The sequence below is a fragment of the Nocardia niwae NBRC 108934 = DSM 45340 genome, assembly GCF_001613465.1.
In the GTDB taxonomy this organism is placed as follows: Bacteria; Actinomycetota; Actinomycetes; order Mycobacteriales; family Mycobacteriaceae; genus Nocardia; species Nocardia niwae.
Genome location: NZ_BDCK01000015.1, coordinates 385,810 through 402,616, shown reverse-complemented (window position 1 = coordinate 402,616; position 16,807 = coordinate 385,810). Strand labels below are relative to the sequence as shown.

Genomic DNA, 16,807 nt, shown 5'->3' with positions numbered 1-16,807 from the left:
TGCGGCGGCGATACTGCTCTGCCTTACACCGAGCACAGCCCACGCCGACGACACCGCGCCGGGCCGCTGTGCACCGGTATCGATTTCCGTCCCGCTCGGGGAGATGGCCGGTTCCCTGTGCACCCCGACGGCGCACGCCACCGACACCGTCATGGTGCTGATCGCGGGCTCCAACTACAACCACACCTATTGGGATTTCCCTTACGCCCCGGAGACCTACAGCTTCCGCCGCGCGATGAACGCCGCCGGTGTCGCGACGCTGGTGGTCGATCGGCTCGGCAACGGTGCGAGCACCCGGCCGCCGAGTACGCAGGTCACCGCGACGGTCTCCGCCCGCGCCCTGCACGAGATCGTGCAGGCGCTGCGCCGGGGGCTCGCCGGCGCGCCCCCGTTCGGCAAGGTCGTCACGGGCGGCCATTCACTCAGCTCGGGCATCGACGTCCTGGAGGCGACCACGTACCAGGATGTCGACGGCCTCCTGCTCACCGGCTACTCACACGCCCTCAACGTGTCCGAGGTGCTCGGCGTCGTCTCCACCTATCACCAAGCCGCCGACGACGCCCGATTCGCCGATCGTGGCTACGATCCCGGGTATCTCACGACGCGGCCCGGTACCCGTGCCGCCAGTTTCTTCGCGCCCGAGACGGCCGATCCGGCAGTGCTCGCGGTGGACGAAGAGAGCAAGGAAGTCTTCTCACCGACGGAGTATCCCGACGGCCTGACCTCCACCCTTCCGCCGATGAGCAACTTCATCACGGTCCCGGTCATGGTCGTCAACGGCAGCCGGGACCGGCTCTCCTGCGGCCCCGGATACGCGGTCTGCGCGGACGCCGAGACATTGCGCGCCACCGAAGCGCCGTTCTTCGGTCCGGCGGCACGACTGCGCACCTACGTGCTGCCCGGCAGCGGGCACTCGGTCAATCTCGCCCGCAACACCGCCGAGTATCGAGCCGCCGTGATCGACTGGGTGCATTCGATCGTGGAGTGACCGGCCGTTCGCCGCGCCCCGCCCGCGTCCGTAGGCTGGAACCGTTATGACGCGACATGCTCCTGATTCCTGCCCGGGTGTGCTGCGGTTGCACGAGGCGGCCGACGGGCCGCTGGCGCGGATCCGCGTGCCCGGCGGGCGGCTGGAGCCCGCTCAGGTGCAGACGCTGGCCGAGGCCGCCCGCGATCTGGCCGACGGCGCTATCGAGCTCACTTCGCGGGGCAACGTCCAGTTGCGCCGGGTGAGCGACGCCGGGTCGCTGACCGACCGGCTCACGGCCGCGGGTCTGCTGCCGAGCGCCGCGCACGAACGGGTACGCAACATCATCGCCTCGCCGCTGTCCGGCCGGATCGGCGGCCTGGTGGATGTGCACCCGTTGGTTTCCGCGCTGGACAGCGGCCTGCTCGCGGCACCGCGGCTGGCCGGCCTGCCGGGCCGGGTGCTGTTCACCCTCGACGATGGACGCGGCGACGTCAGCGGGCTGGGTCCCGATATCGGCGTGCACGCGGTCGGCGCGGACGAGGTCGCGCTCCTGCTGGCGGGCCGCGACAGTGGGCTGCGGCTCGCCGCCGCCGACGCGGTCGACGTCGTGCTCGCGGCCGCGCACGAATTCCTGGATCTGCGCGGCGACGACCCCGGCCGGTGGCGGCTGCACGAGATCGCCGACGGCGCCGAACGCGTCATCGACCGCCTCGGCTTGTCCCCCGGCGCCGTAAAGCTCGAATTCCCGGCCGGGCAGGACATTCCGATCGGCTGGCTGGAGCAGGACAACGGATTGGTCGGGTTGGGCGCCGGTGTTCGCCTCGGCTGCCTGCCCGCCCGCACCGCCGAGTTCCTCGCCGCGGTCGAGCGACCGGTCTTCGTCACGCCGTGGCGCAGCCTGGTTCTCGCCGACCTGGCGGAGGGGGTCGCCGAACAAGTGGTGCGCGTGCTCGCCCCGATGGGCCTGATCTTCGACGCCGACTCCCCGTGGCTGCTGGTCAGCGCCTGCGCCGGACAGCCGGGCTGCGCGAAGTCGCACACCGACGTCCGGGCCGATGCCACCGCAGCGGTCGACACCGGGCGGGTGCTGCCCGGGCGGGCCGACCCGGCCGATGACCCGCACACGGTGGCCGCGACGGACGTCACGGTGGCCGGACGTCAGCACTGGTCCGGCTGCGATCGCCGCTGCGGCCGACCCCAGGGCGATGTCACCGACATCGTCGCGACGGACGAGGGTTATCGCGTCGACTGACCGTCCCCCGCCGGACCGCCATGGATCTCGAGGGTGCAGCACTTGACCGCGCCACCGGCCTTGAGCAGCTCGGACATCTCGATTCCGACCGGGAGGTAGCCACGGGCGCGCAGCGCCTCGCTCAGGTCGGTGGCCGCGCTGCTGAGGAAGACGTGGAAGCCGTCGCAGACGCCGTTCAGCCCGAGCACCGCCGCGTCGGCGTCCGTGGCCACGATCGCGTCGGGATAGAGCTCCGCGAGCACCGCGCGCGCCGTCGCGCCGAACGCAGGCGGGTAGTAGGCGATGGTCTCGGCGTCCAGCGGAAGCAGCACGGTGTCCAGGTGATAGAAGCGCGGATCGACCAGCTCCAGCGACACCACCGGCAGCCCGAAGTGACGCGCGACCTCGTCGTGCGCGGCGAGGGAGCTGCGGAAACCGGTTCCGGCCAGGATCCGGTCACCGACCAGGAGGAAGTCGCCTTCGCCTTCGTTGCATTCCGCGGCCGCGACCAGGTTCGGCACTCCATAACGGGCGAACCACGCGTGATAGGCCGGGCCTTCCGCCGCACGCTCGGGATGCGTGAAGCGGGCCGACATGGCGCGGTCGCCGACGATCAGCCCGCCGTTGGCCGCGAAGACCATGTCGGGCAGCCCCGCGACACCGGGCACCACCTCCACGGTGTGCCCGTGTTCGGCGTAGGTGGCGCGCAGTGTCTCCCACTGCGCGAGCGCCAGTGCGCGGTCGACCGGCTCGGCGGGATTCATCCAGGGGTTGATGGCGTAGGTGACGTCGAAGTGATCGGGACGGCACATCACGAACCGGCGCGGCGACCAGCGGCGGGCGGCGGACTCGACGGGGAGGGTGGCTACAGACGTCAACGGAACTCCCTGGCGTGAAGCGTGAACTCGGCTGCCACGACAGTAAGTCGCCTAGCATTGCGCCAGAAACGGCGATTCGTTGCGAATGTCCGCCGAAAATAGGCGGTTCGTTGCTCATCAGGGCGAAAGGTGTGACATGGACGACCTCGACCGGCGGATTCTCGAGCAACTGCTGAAGAACGCGCGGGCTTCCTTCCAGGAGATCGGCGGCGTGGTGGGATTGTCCGCGCCCGCGGTGAAGCGGCGGGTCGACCGGCTGGTGGCGGCCAAGCAGATCACCGGGTTCACCGCGCTGGTCAATCCCGCGGCGCTGGGCTGGAAGACCGAGGCGTACGTCGAGGTGTACTACCGCGACAACATCTCCCCGGCCGAGCTCAAGCGCAGCCTCGAACCCATCCCGCAGGTGGTCGGCGTCTGGACGATCGCGGGCGAGGCCGACGCGCTGGTGCATGTGATGGCCACCGACATGGCCGAGATCGAGGTGACCGTGGAACGGATCCGGGAGAACGCGCGGGTCGGGCGCACCCGCAGCGCCATCGTCATGTCCCGGATTCTCGAGCGTCCGCGCACGTGATCCGGCGGCCCGGCCCGGGATGCTCGGCGCCCCACCCGGACCGCTCTGTCCGGACCCGCACCCATATGGTTGACCGCATGTCCGACGTACGTGCCAGCTACCTGACCGACGGGGCCGAGATCTACCGTCGCTCGTTCGCGACGATCCGCGCCGAGGCCGATCTGAGCGGATTCCCGCCGGACGTGGCGCAGGTCGTGGTGCGGATGATCCACGGCTGCGGTCAGGTGGATCTCGCCGCGGACATCGCCTTCTCCCCCGGGGTCGTCGGCTCGGCGCGGGCGGCGTTACGTGCTGGCGCCCCGATTCTCTGTGACGCGACCATGGTCGCCTCCGGTGTCACCCGGAAACGACTGCCCGCCGGCAACGCGGTCGTCTGCACCCTCGCCGATCCCCGGGTGCCGGAGTTGGCCGCCGCCAAGGGCACGACCCGTTCCGCCGCCGCGCTCGACCTGTGGCGCGACCGGCTCGACGGCGCGGTCGTCGCGATCGGCAACGCGCCGACGGCGCTGTTCCATCTGCTCGACCTCCTCGACGCGGGAGCGCCCCGGCCCGCCGCGGTGCTCGGCATCCCGGTCGGATTCGTGGGGGCGGCCGAATCGAAGGACGCGCTGATCGATTTCGGCGGCGTCGAATACCTCACGGTCCGCGGCAGGCGCGGCGGCAGCGCCATCACCGCGTCGGCGTTGAACGCGATTGCGAGCGAACAGGAATGAGCACTCCGGGCAAGCTGTGGGGCGTCGGGCTCGGTCCGGGCGATCCCGAATTGGTGACGGTCAAAGCGGCCAAGGTGATCGGCGCGGCCGATGTCGTCGCGTTCCACAGTGCGCGCCACGGCCGCAGCATCTCCCGCCGCATCGCCGCGCCGTACATGCGCCCCGGCCAGCTGGAGGAGCATCTCGTCTACCCGGTGACCACCGAGACCACCGATCACCCCGGCGGCTACCAAGGCGCGATCGACGAGTTCTACGAGCAGGCCGCCGAGCGGCTGGCCGCGCACCTCGCCGCGGGCCGCTCGGTCGCGCTGCTCGCGGCGGGCGACCCGCTGTTCTACAGCTCGTACATGCATATGCACCGGCGGCTGGCCGACCGGTTCGAAGCCGAGATCATCCCCGGCATCACCTCCGTGAGCGCGGCGTCGGCGGCCCTCGGCACACCGCTGGTCGAAGGGGAGCAGGTGCTCACCGTGCTGCCGGGCACCATGCCGGTCGACGAGCTGACCCGGCGGCTGCGCACCACCGACGCGGCCGCGATCATGAAGCTGGGACGCACCTATCCCGGTGTGCGGAAGGCACTTTCGGATTCCGGTCGGCTCGCGGGCGCCTACTACGTCGAGCGCGCGAGCACCACCGCGCAGCGCGTACTGCACGCAGGCGCGGTGGACGACGCGGAGGTGCCGTACTTCGCCATCACCCTCGTGCCGGGGCCCACTCCGACCACGCCGCTGCCCCATCTCGATGCGGAGCCCGGTCGGCGAACGGGCGACACGGACGCGGCCGAGCGCGTCGGCGAGGTCGTCGTGGTGGGCTTGGGCCCCGGCGCGCCGGAATGGACCACCGACGAGGTGCGCGCGGCGCTGGCGGACGCCACCGATCTTGTCGGCTACACCACCTACCTGGACCGGGTGCCCGACCGTCCGGGCCAGCGTCGCCATGCCAGCGACAACCGCGTCGAATCCGAGCGCGCGGCCATGGCCCTGGATCTGGCCAAGCGGGGCGCCCGCGTCGCGGTCGTCTCCTCCGGAGATCCCGGCGTCTTCGCGATGGCGGCAGCGGTGCTCGAAGAATCCGCCGACCCGCAGTGGCGCGGGGTGCCGGTGCGGGTGCTGCCCGGCCTCACCGCCGCCAACGCGGTGGCCAGCCGGGCGGGCGCACCGCTCGGGCACGACTACGCGATGATCTCGCTCTCCGACCGGCTCAAACCGTGGGAGGTCGTGGCGCAGCGCCTTTCCGCCGTGGCCGCGGCCGATATGGCGATCGCGGTCTACAACCCGGCCTCCTCGCAACGCACCTGGCAAGTGGGCGCGATGCGCGACCTGCTGCTGGAGCATCGCAAGCCGGACACACCCGTCGTCGTCGGGCGCGACGTCGGCGGGCCGAACGAATCGGTGCGCGTGGTGCCGCTCGGCGACCTCGATCCCGGCTCGGTCGATATGCGCACCCTGCTGATCATCGGCGCGTCCACCACCACCGCGCTCGAGACGGGCGCGGGCACCCGGGTCTACACCTCCCGCCGTTACGGTCACGCGGGCGACGCGGCCGTCGACGGCGCGTAAGATCGCCTGACGCACCGAAGATCGGAGGGACCTTGGCCGCGACACTGTCGGAGCTGACGCTGCGCGCCCGAGCCTTGGAGGCCAGGGCCACCGCGAGCGAACAGGCGCTCGACGAGCAGGGCGAGGTCCTCAACGAACTGGCGGCGTTGACCAGGAAGGCGCTCGACGGCATAGGCCGGATCGACCGGCGCGCCGAAACCGTCGGCGACGAACTCGGCGAGCTCCGCCGCGACGTCGGCGACCTGCGGGAGAATGTCGGCGAACTCAACCGCAGGGTCTCCGTGCTCGAACAAGGACAGGTCCGTCTGGAACAGGGCCAGGCCGCGCTGACCCGCGGCCAGGCGCAGCTCGAACAGGGACAGGCGCGACTGGAGCAGGGAATGGCGCAGGTGCTCGCCCGGCTCGAGAAGTTGACCGGCGACGCCTGATCCGCCCCGTTCCGGTAACATTCCATTATGGAATGTTGAGAGCGAAGGGAGCAGTCGTTTGACCAACACCGCGACCAAGCGCAAGCCACTGAACTCGACGGCGGCGTCGTTGCTCGGATTTCTGCACGAAGGCCCCATGTCGGGATGGGACCTGGTGACCGAGGCCCAGGACCGCATCGGCGACTTCTGGACGATCACGCAGAGCCAGGTCTACCGGGAACTCGCCACCATGGACGCGGCGGGACTCGTCGAGAAGGGCGAGCCCGGAGCCAGAGAGCGGACGCCTTATCACATCACCGACGCGGGGCGGGAAGCGTTCCTGGAATGGGTCGCCCGCGATCCCGGCGGGGAGACCATCCGCGTGCCGTTGCTGCTCACGCTCTCCTTCGGCAAGCATCTCGATCGCGATCGGCTCGACGGCATCGTCGCGGCCAATCGGGAGATCCATCAGGCGCGGCTCACCCGGTATCTCGCCGAAGATCCGGAGCAGATGCCCGCATTCGCCCGCGCCACCCTGGATTTCGGAATCCGCTACGAGCGGGCGGTGCTGGAGTGGTTCGACCATCTGCCGGAACTTCTCGGCAACTGACCGCGCCCTGGCTCAGCCGCGCCGGGTCCGGATGTCGCGCAACCACTTCAGCGCCCGCTCGGGCGACTCCACAACCGGCGCGCCCTCGGGCAGCGCCGGACGGTCCACGACGACGACCGGGATTCCCGCCGCGCGTGCGGCGGCGAGTTTGGCTTCGGTCTGATCGCCGCCGCTGTCCTTCGTGACGAGCACATCGATCCGATGCCCGGCGAGCAGTCGCGCTTCGTCTTCGAGCGTGAAAGGCCCCCGGGCGAGCAGCAATTCGTGTCGCGGCGGAAGCGGTCCTTCGGGTGGATCGATGGACCGGATCAAAAACCATTGGCGGTCGAGACCGGCGAACGCATCGACGCCTTGTCTGCCGATGGTCAGGAAGACTCGCTCGCCGCGGGCGGCGGTCTCCGCCGCGGCAGTGAGGAGATCCGGCACCCGGACCCAGCGGTCCCCCGTCCGCTCCACCCATCTGGGTCGCCGCAGGTGCACCAGCGGCACATCCGAAATGCGCGCGGCAGCGGCCGCGTTGGCGGTGATAACCGCCGCGAATGGATGGGTGGCATCGACGATCGCGGCCACCTCGTTGGCCGCGAGCCAGGCTCGCAGACCCGCGACGCCGCCGAAGCCGCCGACGCGGACCGCGCCTTCGGGCAGCGAGGGCGCACGCACACGACCGGCGAGCGAGGACACGATCTCGAGTCCCCGCTCGCCGGAAGCGATGTGGGCCAGCTCCCGCGCTTCCCGGGTGCCGCCCAGAATCAGAACCCTCAGGGCTGGCCGCTGAAGTAGGCGATGCCCGCGTTCAGCAACGACGGCCCGCCCGCGACGGCGAGACCGATCAACGCGCCGAGCACCGCGCCCGGCAGGATGCCGACACCGAAGAAGACGATGCCGATGGCAGCGCCGATCAAGCCGCCGACCAGGGCGCCGAGGGAGGCGCGCTGCAACTCGGCGAAGAACCACTCCTGCGCGCCGATGAACTCGGCGGCGACCGGCGCGTTCGCGGTCGGGGCGACCTGCGGCGTCAGGGTCAACTGCCTGCCCTCGTCGGCGACGGCCGCGGCGATCCGGACCTCTTGGCCCTTGGCGGTCGCGGTGAGCGGGATGGTGGTGACGGTCTCGCCCGCGGAGTTCTTCAGGGTGACCGCCTGGTTGTCGGTATCGACGCTGAACGCGCCCCCGGTCACACTGGTGACGACCGACTTACCCGCGTCGGCGAGCTGCAGCGCGTAGCCGACGCCCTGGTCGGCGCCCGTGACGGAGGGCGCCGCCGCGGACTGGTCCTGTGCCGCGGGCGGCGTCGGAGCGGCGTAGGAGGTACCGGCGGTGACTCCGGTGGCGGCGACGGCCAGCAATGCGGTAGCGGCGAACTTCTTGTATCTCATCTATCTCCCCAACAGGAATCGGATTTCCGATCATGACCGGAACTCGGCCCCGACCCTACCGCGTGACCGATAACATGTTCACCCCTCCGCGGGGAACGCCGGGGCCGATTTCACCACCGACCACTGGGTCACCGGAAGCTGTGGACGCCACGCGGTGAAGGATCCCAGCGCCTCCCCCCGATAGATCTGGAACTTCCGCAATACCCCGCCCTGGGCGCTCGACCAGCTGAGCAGCAACGATTCCGACTCGGCGGTCACCGCGTTCGCTACGAGCCTGCCGCCCTGACGCAACTGTGCCCAACATGTCTCGAGCAGGCCATCCTGGGTCAGGCCACCGCCGACGAAAATCGCGTCGGGCGAAGCGATTCCGGGATCGGCGGCGAGTTCGGCGCACACCTCGCCGCGCACCAGGATGTGCGGCACGCCCAGCGCCGCCGCGTTGTCGGCGATCTGCCGGCGCCTGCGCTCGAGCCGCTCGAACGTCACCGCGCGGTTGCCTGGATGCGCCCGGCACCATTCGATGGCGATGCTGCCCGAACCGCCGCCCACGTCCCACAGCAGTTCTCCAGGGGCCGGTGCCAGCGCCGCCAGCGTCAGTGCGCGGACCTCGTGTTTGGTCAGCTGGCCGTCGCCGCCGAACAGTTCGTCGGGCAGTCCGGGCAAGCGCGTGGCACGCGGCAGACCCGGTGCGGCCGAGCAGGTGATCGCCACGATGTTCAGCGGATCGCCCGCCTGATGCGCCCATTGCCCGGCGATTCCGGCACGGTGCCGTTCGGCGGATCCACCGAGTTGTTCGAGAACCGTCAGCTCGGAATCGCCGAAACCGTGGCGCGCCAGTAGATCCGCGAGATCCCGCGGCGTGTGCTCGTCGGCGCTGAGCACCAGCAGCCGCCTGCGCTCGGCCAACTCGGGCAGCACCGTCGTCAGCGGCCGCCCGACCACGCTGAGCACCGGCGTCTCGGCCAGCGACCACCCGAGCCGGGCGCAGGCCAGGGAAGCGGAAGACGGCTGGGGCAGCACCCGCAACGCCCGCGGGCCCAGCAGCCGGGCCAAAGTGACGCCGATACCGTAGAACATCGGATCGCCGCTGGCCAGCACACACAACCGGGCTCCACCGTGCCGTTCGAACAGCCCGGGCAGCGCGGGCAGCAGAGGCGACGGCCACGTCACCCGCCGCGCCGCCACGGTGGACGGCACGAGCGCGAGCTGACGCGGGGACCCGAACAGGATCTCCGCGTCGTCGACCGCCTCCCGCGCGGCCCGGCCGAGGCCGTCCCAGCCGTCGGCGCCGATTCCGACGACCGCGATCGGCGCGCCGGTCCACGACGTAGCGTTCACCGGGGCATCCGGCGCCAGATCGGTTGTGGGAGCAGGCGCATCGCGAAGAACACCGGCCGCAGGATCCGGGGCACCCAGACCCGGCTCGCGCCGCGGCGCAGACCCTGGACCACGGCGTCGGCGACCTGCTCCGGCGTGCTGGAGAACGGCGCCGGAGACATCCCCTCGGTCATCCGTCCGATGACGAAGCCGGGACGGACCAGCAGCAATCGGACGCCTGTGCCGTGCAGGGCATCCGCGAGACCGGAGGCGAACCCGTCGAGCCCCGCTTTGGCCGATCCGTAGACGTAGTTCGCGCGCCGGACCCGGACGCCCGCGACCGAGCTGAACACGACGATCTGCCCCGCTCCTCGCGCGCGCAGCAGATTCGACAACGTCGTGAGGACACCGGCTTGGGCGACGAAATCGGTGTGCAGGATCGCCGCCGCATGGGCGGGATCCCGCTCGGCGCGCTGCTGGTCGCCGAGCACGCCGAACGCCAGCACCGCGATGCCGATCGGCCCGTACTCCGCGTCGACCTTCTCCAGCAGGGCCGGATGGCTCGCCGTGTCGTCGGCGTCGAATTCCACGGTGTGCACGTCGCTCGCACCCGCCGCCGCGACCTCCGCACGCTGCGCGTCCAGGTCGCCGCTGCGCCGGGCCGCCAGAACCACGGCCCGCCCCGGCGCCAGCCGCCGCGCCACTTCGAGCCCGATCTCGCTGCGGCCGCCCAGCAGCAGGACGGTGCCGTCGGCCAATCCACGCGTTCCCATGCGCCCAAGTCTGTCATTACCGGGGGCGCGGCCGGTCATCGCTCACCCGGGCGCTGGTTGGTTGCGAGTCGGGCTGGTGCGACGCCGACCGACGGCGGGCGCTACGGTCGGGACATGCCGACGAGTACCGCTGAGTTGTCGCCCGCCGCCTTGGAGTTCGTCGCCGAACGGCACCTCGCCACGCTGACGACCTTGCGAGCGGACGGAACGCCGCACGTCGTGGCGGTGGGGTTCACTTGGGATCAAGAGGCCGGGATCGCGCGCGTGATCACCAACGACGGTTCGGTGAAGGTGCGCAACGTGCGTCGCTCCGGATACGCGGCGGTCAGTCAGGTCGACGGGATCCGCTGGATCACCCTGGAGGGCCCGGCGACCGTGCTCGACGCACCGGACGACGTGGCCGAGGCGGTCGAGCGGTACGCCGGCCGCTATCGCGTGCCGCGGGAGAACCCGACGCGCGTGGTGATCGCCATCCAGGTCCGGCGCGTCCTGTCCAGCAGCACCCTCGTCGCGCCTGCCGCAGACGGGAACGGCGCCGGCGCGTAGGACCTCCGCCGCGGGTTCAGCCGTCGATCACAGGACCGTGAGACCGTGCGGCCGCTTGTTCAGGGATTCGCCGCCCTCGTCGGTGACGACCACGATGTCCTCGATGCGTGCGCCCCACTCGCCGCGGAAGTAGATCCCGGGCTCCACACTGAATGCCATCCCCGGCCGCAGGACGAGGTCGTTGCCCGCGACGATATAGGGCTCCTCGTGCACCGACAGGCCGATGCCGTGGCCGGTGCGGTGCACGAAAGCGGGCCCGAAACCGGCTTCGGTCAGCGGGTTTCGCGCCGCGGCGTCCACCGAGGCCGCGGTGACACCCGGGCGCACGGCCGCGACCGCCGCCGCTTGGGCGCTCTCCAGTTCGGCGTACCGGGCGGCCACCTCCGGATCGGGCTCGCCCAGGACATAGGTCCGGGTGGAGTCGGAGTAGTAGCCCGGCTCGACCGGACCGCCGATGTCGACGACCACCACGTCCCCGGCCTCGATCCGGCGCTCGGACACGCCGTGGTGCGGGTCCGCCCCGTGCGGGCCGCTGCCGACGATGACGAACGCCGCCTCCGTGTGCCCCTCGGCCACGATGGCGGCCTCGATGTCGTGACCGACCTCCGCCTCGGTCCGACCCACCTGCAAGAACTCTCCCATTCGCGCGTGCACCCGGTCGATCGCCGCGCCCGCCCGGCGCAGCGCGGCCACTTCGGCCGTGTCCTTGATCATGCGCAGTTCCCGCAGGACAGGAGTGGCCGACACCGGCAAACCGGTGAACGACTCGGCCAGCGGCAGCAGATGCAGCGCGGGCATCACATCGGCCACCGCCACCCGGGAGCCGACGTGCAGCGCGGACTTCACCAAGCTGTACGGGCTGGTGCCGTCCACCCAGTCCAGCACTTGCAGGCCGAGTTCACCCGCCGCGGAGGCTTCCAGCGACGCCAGCTCCAGTTTCGGGATCACGACCGACGGCGTCGCGCCGTCCGCCGGGATCACCAGGCAGGTCAGCCGCTCGAACGACTCCGCCGCCGAGCCGATCAGATAGCGCAGGTCCGGCCCGGGCGTGATGAGCAGAGCGTCGAGGTGGGCGGCCCGCATCAGCTCCACCGCCCGCTCCAGCCGTGCACCGTAGACGTCCGCCGCGAACCTCGAATCCGTATGCGAGCTCATTCGTCCGACGTTACCCGCCACGCGTGCGCGACGAACGCCGAACTTCGCCGAGGCCGTGTCGGTGCGAACGAGTAGCCTCAGCCCGTGACCTCTGCTTCCGGTGGGCCCCTGCTGCTGTTGGACGGAGCCAGTCTGTGGTTCCGCGCCTTCCACGCCATCCCCGACAAGATCACCGCGCCCGACGGCCGGTCGGTGAACGCGCTGCGGGGATTCACCGACATGGTGGCGTCGCTGATCACCAGATTCGCACCGAACAGGCTGGTTGTCTGCCTGGATCTGGACTGGCGCCCGGCGTATCGGGTCGATCTGGTGCCGTCCTACAAGGCGCACCGATTGGACAGCTCGCCGGAGGCCGCACCCGGCGCGGAGAGCGTGCCCGACACGCTCACCCCGCAGGTGGAGATGATCCTGGAGGTGCTCGAGGCGGCGGGCATCGCGACCGGCGGTGCGGAGGGTTTGGAAGCCGACGACGTGCTCGGCACCCTGGCGACCAGGGAACGCGCTGATGAGGTCGTCGTGGTCAGCGGTGACCGCGACCTTCTGCAACTGGTGCGCGACAAGCCCGCGCCCCCGGTGCGGGTGTTCTACGCCGGACGGGGCCTGGCCAAGGCGGAACTGTACGGCCCCGCGGAGGTGTCGGCCAAGTACGGGGTGCCGCTGGAGAACGCGGGCCCGGCCTATGCCGATATGGCGACCCTGCGCGGCGACGCCTCCGACGGCCTGCCCGGCGTGGCGGGCATCGGTGAGAAGTCCGCCGCCACCTTGATCTCCCGTTTCGGTTCCTTGGAGGCCCTGGTCGCGGCCGTCGAGGATCCCGATGCAGAGCTGGCCCAAAGCGTGCGCGCCCGGCTGCGCGCCGCCGGGGACTACCTGAAGGCCGCCGCACCGGTTGTGCGAGTGGTCCGCGACGCGGAGGTGGCCCTGTCCCGCAGCGACGTCCTCCCCGTCGAACCCGCCGACTCGGAGCGTCTGAGCGCCCTCGCTACCGCCTACAACGCCGAAAGCCCGGTCACGCGCCTGATCACCGCACTAGGGGCGCGCACCGCCTGACCACGGAAGCCGACGGCCCCATCGCGTACCTCGATGGGGCCGTCGTTCGAACAGCGGCGACGACGTCGCCGCGCGACACGCTAGCTGGGACGACCCACCTCGTAGGTGCCGTCGTCCTTGGTGATCTTGATGTTCACTTTCTTGGCCTCGCCGCTGACCTTCACGCTGCACTCGAAGGTGGCGTCGACCTTGACTTCCTGGCCGGAGGGGCAGGAGACGTCGCTGATGTCCTGGATGCCGTAGGAGTCCGACAGCACCTTCTTCACGCCGTCCTGCACCGCGGCCTGATCCAGCTGGTCCTTGGCGGTCAGCACGAGCACGAGCGCGACGATCGCGCCGACCACCGCGACGCCGAGCACCGACAGACCGATGATCAGGCCTTTGCCCTTGCCGCCCTGCTGCGGCGGCTGCTGGCCCGGAGCGCCCCACTGCGGCTGCGGCTGCTGCGGTTGACCCCACTGCGGCTGCTGGCCTTGCTGGCCCCAGTCCTGCTGCTGCGGCTGGCCCCATTGCGGCTGGCCCTGGGCGGGCTGCTGACCCCACTGCGGCTGCTGAGGCTGCTGCGGTTGCTGGCCCCATTGTTGCTGCTGCGGTTGTCCCCACTGCTGCTGCGGTTGCTGCTCACCCCAGTGCTGGGTCGGCTGCGCCGAGGCCGGGGTCTGCGGCTGACCGCCCCACTGCTGCGTGGGACCGGCCCCGCCCGGCGCCTGCTGTCCACCCCACTGCTGGGTGGGATCGTTGCGTCCCTCCCCGGGGTCGTTCGGTCCGTACGGGCCGCTCATCTGCTTGCCTCCACTCGCATCGTTGTACACACGGTAGCCCCCCGCGTGGGCCTCGTCGCATGACACGACTACTCCGCCACGGTCGGTACGCGAAAGAAATCAAATCACAATCGAATCCGCCGTGTTGATATTGCCGCCGCCGCGTGCCCCTCGCTCACACGGCTCAGGCGGCGTCCACCGCCACGACGCCCCGCCGGATCGCCCGCACCGCTTTGGCCGCGGTGGCGGCGACCTCGAGATCGTCGGCTGTGCCGTGGATCTGGTCGAGCAGATCGATCACCTGCCTGCACCAGCGCACGAAGTCGCCCGCCGACAAGGGCGCGCCCGTGTCACCGCTGGCGAGCAACGACTCGGCCAACCCGTCGCCGCGCGCCCATTTGTAGACACCGTCGACGAAACCCAGATCAGGTTCCCTGGTCGGCGGCAACTTGTGCCGCGCTTCGTCGGTGCGCAGCTCGGACCAGACGCCGATGGTCGCGCCGACTGCCCGGCGGATCGGCGCCGTCGGCCCGCTCGCGCCGAGATATCCACCCTCCTGGCGGGATTCGTAGACCAGGATCGACACCACCCCCGCCAGTTCGGCCGGGCCGAGGCCGCGCCACAGCCCCTTCCTGAGACATTCGGCGACCAGCAAATCGCTCTCAGCGTAGATGCGGGCGAGCCGGCGTCCGTCCGCGGTCACCTCGCTCTCGTGCACGAAACCGCGTTCCTCCAGCAGGCCGAGGATCCGGTCGAAGGTGCGCGCGAGCGAATTGGTGGTCGCGGCAACCTTCTGGCGCATTGATTCCGTCTCGCGCAGCAGCCGGTTGTAGCGTTCGCCCACCCGGGCCAGTTGCTCGCGATCGGGCCGGGAGTGCGCCGGATGCGCGCGCATGCTGCGCCGCAGCGTCGCCAGTTCCCGGTCGTCGGCCGCGGCGGACTGCCTGCCACGCCGCGGCCTGCCCGGCACCGAGATCCCCGTGCTGCGCAGCGCGGAAGCCAGATCGCGACGGGTGCGCGCGGTCCGATGATCGACCCGGCGCGGCAGCCGCATGTGCCCGAGCGCCTCGGCGGGCACGGGGAAATCGGCGACCGATACGCGTCCAGCCCACTTGTCCTCGGTGAGCACCAGCGGCCGCGGATCACCGGGCGTCGCGTCCGGCTCCAGGATCACCGCGAGCCCGGCGCGGCGGCCGGAGGGAATCGCCACCACGTCGCCGCGCCGCAGGGCGCCGAGCGCGTCCACCGCAGCGCCCCGCCGGTCGGCGCGACTCTGCTGGGCCAGGTGCCGCTCGCGCTGCTTGATCCGCTCCCGCAGCGAGAGGTATTCCAGGAATCCGCCTTCCGTGCCGCCGAGCTGATCGCGCAGCTTGCGCAGCGCCCCATCGTTGCGCTCGATGCCGCGCACCAGCCCGACCACCGACCGGTCCGCCTGGAACTGGGCGAAGGACCGCTCCAGCAGGGCGCGCGATTCGTCGGCGCCCATGCGGTCGATGAGATTGATCGACATGTTGTAGCCCGGCCGGAACGAACTGCGCAGCGGATAGGTGCGCGTGGAAGCCAGACCGGCGACCGCGCTGGTGTCCACCTCGGGCTGCCACAGCACCACCGCGTGGCCTTCGACGTCGATGCCGCGCCGCCCCGCGCGTCCGGTCAGCTGGGTGTATTCGCCGGGCGTGAGTTCCGCGTGCGACTCGCCGTTGAACTTCACCAGCCGTTCCAGCACGACGGTGCGGGCGGGCATGTTGATCCCGAGGGCCAGCGTCTCGGTGGCGAAGACGGCGCGCACCAACCCGTTGACGAACAGTTCCTCGACGGTGTGCCGGAATGCGGGCAACATCCCGGCGTGGTGCGCGGCGAGGCCGCGGTGCAGCGCCTCACACCATTCCCAGTAGCCGAGCACCTCCAGATCGGCCTTGGGCAGATCACCGGTGTGCTTCTGGATGATCGCGTCGATCTCGTCGCGCTCCTCCGGACGGCTCAGGTCGAGCCGCGACCGCAGGCACTGCGCGAGCGCGCCGTCGCATCCCGCCCGGCTGAAGATGAACGTGATCGCGGGCAGCAGGCCCTCTTCGTCCAGTTTGGCCAGCACCTCCGGGCGCGGCAGCGGACGGAAATCCCGGCGCGGGCCGCCGCGGCCGTTGCGCGGGGCGCCCCAGCTGTTCATCCGATCGGCGGCCTCACGGTGGCGGATGAACCGCACCAGATCTTCGTCGACGAGCACCTTCTGCTCGGTGGATTTCGTGTCGAACAGGTCGAACATCCGCCGCCCCACCATGACGTGCTGCCACAGCGGCACGGGCCTGGTCTCGTCGACCACCACGGCGGTGTCTCCGCGCACCGTCTCCATCCAGGCGCCGAACTCCTCGGCGTTGCTCACCGTGGCCGACAGGCTGACCAGCCGCACGTCCGGGGGCAGGTGCAGGATGACCTCTTCCCAGACGGCGCCGCGGAACCGGTCGGCCAGGTAGTGCACCTCGTCCATCACGACGTAGGACAGCCCGCGCAGCGCGTCCGAGGAGGCGTAGAGCATGTTGCGCAGCACCTCGGTGGTCATCACGACCACCGGCGCGTCCGGATTGATCGATTGGTCGCCGGTCAGCAGTCCGACGTTGTCGCGGCCGTGGCGTTCGGTGAGGTCGGCGAACTTCTGGTTCGACAGCGCCTTGATGGGCGTGGTGTAGAAACACTTCCCACCCGCCGCCAGCGCCAGGTGGACGGCGAACTCCCCCACGACCGTCTTGCCCGCGCCCGTGGGCGCGCAGACCAGGACGCTGTGGCCTTCTTCGAGCGCCGCACAGGCTTCGCGCTGAAACGGATCCAGCCGGAACTTCAGCTCCGTGGAAAACGCGTCCAATTCGCCCGTCTGCGACCGGTCATCTGTCAC

At 70.7% G+C, this 16,807-nt stretch carries 17 protein-coding genes; 9 read left to right on the top strand and 8 right to left on the bottom strand.

Annotated features, from left to right (window positions below; genetic code table 11):
* The first annotated feature begins 103 nt into the window (after nt 1-103).
* Together NNI01S_RS05715 and cobG are read left to right on the top strand one after the other, a co-directional pair.
* A complete protein-coding gene (locus NNI01S_RS05715; protein WP_063018157.1) occupies nt 104-988 on the top strand; it encodes an alpha/beta fold hydrolase in 885 nt (294 codons plus the stop codon).
* 46 nt (nt 989-1,034) lie between these two features.
* On the top strand, nt 1,035-2,222 hold the full coding sequence (gene cobG, locus NNI01S_RS05710; protein WP_063018155.1) for a precorrin-3B synthase: 1,188 nt from the start codon (nt 1,035-1,037) through the stop codon (nt 2,220-2,222).
* Here cobG and ddaH read toward each other — a convergent pair.
* Nucleotides 2,207-3,079 (bottom strand): dimethylargininase, encoded by an 873-nt coding sequence (gene ddaH, locus NNI01S_RS05705; protein WP_245675983.1) that lies wholly within the window; start codon nt 3,077-3,079, stop codon nt 2,207-2,209. The two genes, cobG and ddaH, sit on opposite strands and share 16 nt — an antisense overlap.
* 136 nt (nt 3,080-3,215) lie before the next feature.
* Between ddaH and NNI01S_RS05700 the strand changes: the two genes are divergently transcribed.
* From NNI01S_RS05700 to NNI01S_RS05680, 5 genes are all read left to right on the top strand, one after another.
* The gene (locus NNI01S_RS05700; protein ID WP_063018151.1) at nt 3,216-3,653 is read left to right on the top strand and encodes an Lrp/AsnC family transcriptional regulator; all 438 of its coding nucleotides are present in this window, start codon (nt 3,216-3,218) and stop codon (nt 3,651-3,653) included.
* Between the two features lie 77 nt (nt 3,654-3,730).
* Nucleotides 3,731-4,366, top strand: coding sequence for a precorrin-8X methylmutase (locus NNI01S_RS05695; RefSeq protein ID WP_063018149.1), 636 nt, complete (start codon nt 3,731-3,733; stop codon nt 4,364-4,366).
* Nucleotides 4,363-5,925: a precorrin-3B C(17)-methyltransferase gene (cobJ, locus tag NNI01S_RS05690; RefSeq protein ID WP_063018147.1), complete on the top strand. Its 1,563-nt coding sequence runs from the start codon at nt 4,363-4,365 to the stop codon at nt 5,923-5,925. The genes NNI01S_RS05695 and cobJ overlap by 4 nt, the downstream gene beginning before the upstream one ends.
* Nucleotides 5,926-5,957: 32 nt before the next feature.
* Nucleotides 5,958-6,353, top strand: coding sequence for a hypothetical protein (locus tag NNI01S_RS05685; protein ID WP_063018145.1), 396 nt, complete (start codon nt 5,958-5,960; stop codon nt 6,351-6,353).
* Nucleotides 6,354-6,411: 58 nt separating this feature from the next.
* Nucleotides 6,412-6,942 carry a PadR family transcriptional regulator gene (locus NNI01S_RS05680; RefSeq protein WP_063018143.1) on the top strand — a complete coding sequence of 177 codons (531 nt, stop codon included), beginning with the start codon at nt 6,412-6,414 and terminating at the stop codon, nt 6,940-6,942.
* A 12-nt stretch (nt 6,943-6,954) separates the two neighbouring features.
* Here NNI01S_RS05680 and NNI01S_RS05675 read toward each other — a convergent pair whose 3' ends face one another.
* The 4 genes from NNI01S_RS05675 to dprE2 form a co-directional block, all read right to left on the bottom strand.
* Nucleotides 6,955-7,704, bottom strand: a complete 750-nt coding sequence (locus tag NNI01S_RS05675; protein WP_063018753.1) for a cobalt-precorrin-6A reductase — start codon at nt 7,702-7,704, stop codon at nt 6,955-6,957.
* On the bottom strand, nt 7,701-8,318 hold the full coding sequence (locus NNI01S_RS05670; RefSeq protein WP_063018141.1) for a DUF8020 domain-containing protein: 618 nt from the start codon (nt 8,316-8,318) through the stop codon (nt 7,701-7,703). Before NNI01S_RS05670 ends, NNI01S_RS05675 begins: the two co-directional genes overlap by 4 nt.
* A gap of 78 nt (nt 8,319-8,396) precedes the next feature.
* On the bottom strand, nt 8,397-9,674 hold the full coding sequence (locus NNI01S_RS05665; RefSeq protein WP_063018140.1) for a bifunctional cobalt-precorrin-7 (C(5))-methyltransferase/cobalt-precorrin-6B (C(15))-methyltransferase: 1,278 nt from the start codon (nt 9,672-9,674) through the stop codon (nt 8,397-8,399).
* Nucleotides 9,653-10,408, bottom strand: coding sequence for a decaprenylphospho-beta-D-erythro-pentofuranosid-2-ulose 2-reductase (gene dprE2, locus NNI01S_RS05660; protein WP_063018138.1), 756 nt, complete (start codon nt 10,406-10,408; stop codon nt 9,653-9,655). The genes NNI01S_RS05665 and dprE2 overlap by 22 nt, the downstream gene beginning before the upstream one ends.
* 114 nt (nt 10,409-10,522) lie before the next feature.
* Here dprE2 and NNI01S_RS05655 point away from each other — a divergent pair, with 114 nt between their 5' ends.
* Complete coding sequence (locus NNI01S_RS05655) at nt 10,523-10,954, top strand: PPOX class F420-dependent oxidoreductase (protein ID WP_063018136.1); 432 nt, start codon at nt 10,523-10,525, stop codon at nt 10,952-10,954.
* Nucleotides 10,955-10,981: 27 nt separating this feature from the next.
* Here the strand turns inward: NNI01S_RS05655 and NNI01S_RS05650 are convergent, their stop codons facing one another.
* The gene (locus NNI01S_RS05650; RefSeq protein ID WP_063018134.1) at nt 10,982-12,109 is read right to left on the bottom strand and encodes a M24 family metallopeptidase; all 1,128 of its coding nucleotides are present in this window, start codon (nt 12,107-12,109) and stop codon (nt 10,982-10,984) included.
* Between the two features lie 84 nt (nt 12,110-12,193).
* Between NNI01S_RS05650 and NNI01S_RS05645 the strand changes: the two genes are divergently transcribed.
* Nucleotides 12,194-13,159 carry a 5'-3' exonuclease gene (locus tag NNI01S_RS05645; RefSeq protein ID WP_063018132.1) on the top strand — a complete coding sequence of 322 codons (966 nt, stop codon included), beginning with the start codon at nt 12,194-12,196 and terminating at the stop codon, nt 13,157-13,159.
* A gap of 80 nt (nt 13,160-13,239) precedes the next feature.
* Here NNI01S_RS05645 and NNI01S_RS05640 read toward each other — a convergent pair whose 3' ends face one another.
* Both NNI01S_RS05640 and NNI01S_RS05635 read right to left on the bottom strand, forming a co-directional pair.
* Nucleotides 13,240-13,941: a DUF4333 domain-containing protein gene (locus NNI01S_RS05640; protein ID WP_063018130.1), complete on the bottom strand. Its 702-nt coding sequence runs from the start codon at nt 13,939-13,941 to the stop codon at nt 13,240-13,242.
* Nucleotides 13,942-14,104: 163 nt separating this feature from the next.
* A complete protein-coding gene (locus NNI01S_RS05635) occupies nt 14,105-16,807 on the bottom strand; it encodes a DEAD/DEAH box helicase (RefSeq protein ID WP_063018128.1) in 2,703 nt (900 codons plus the stop codon).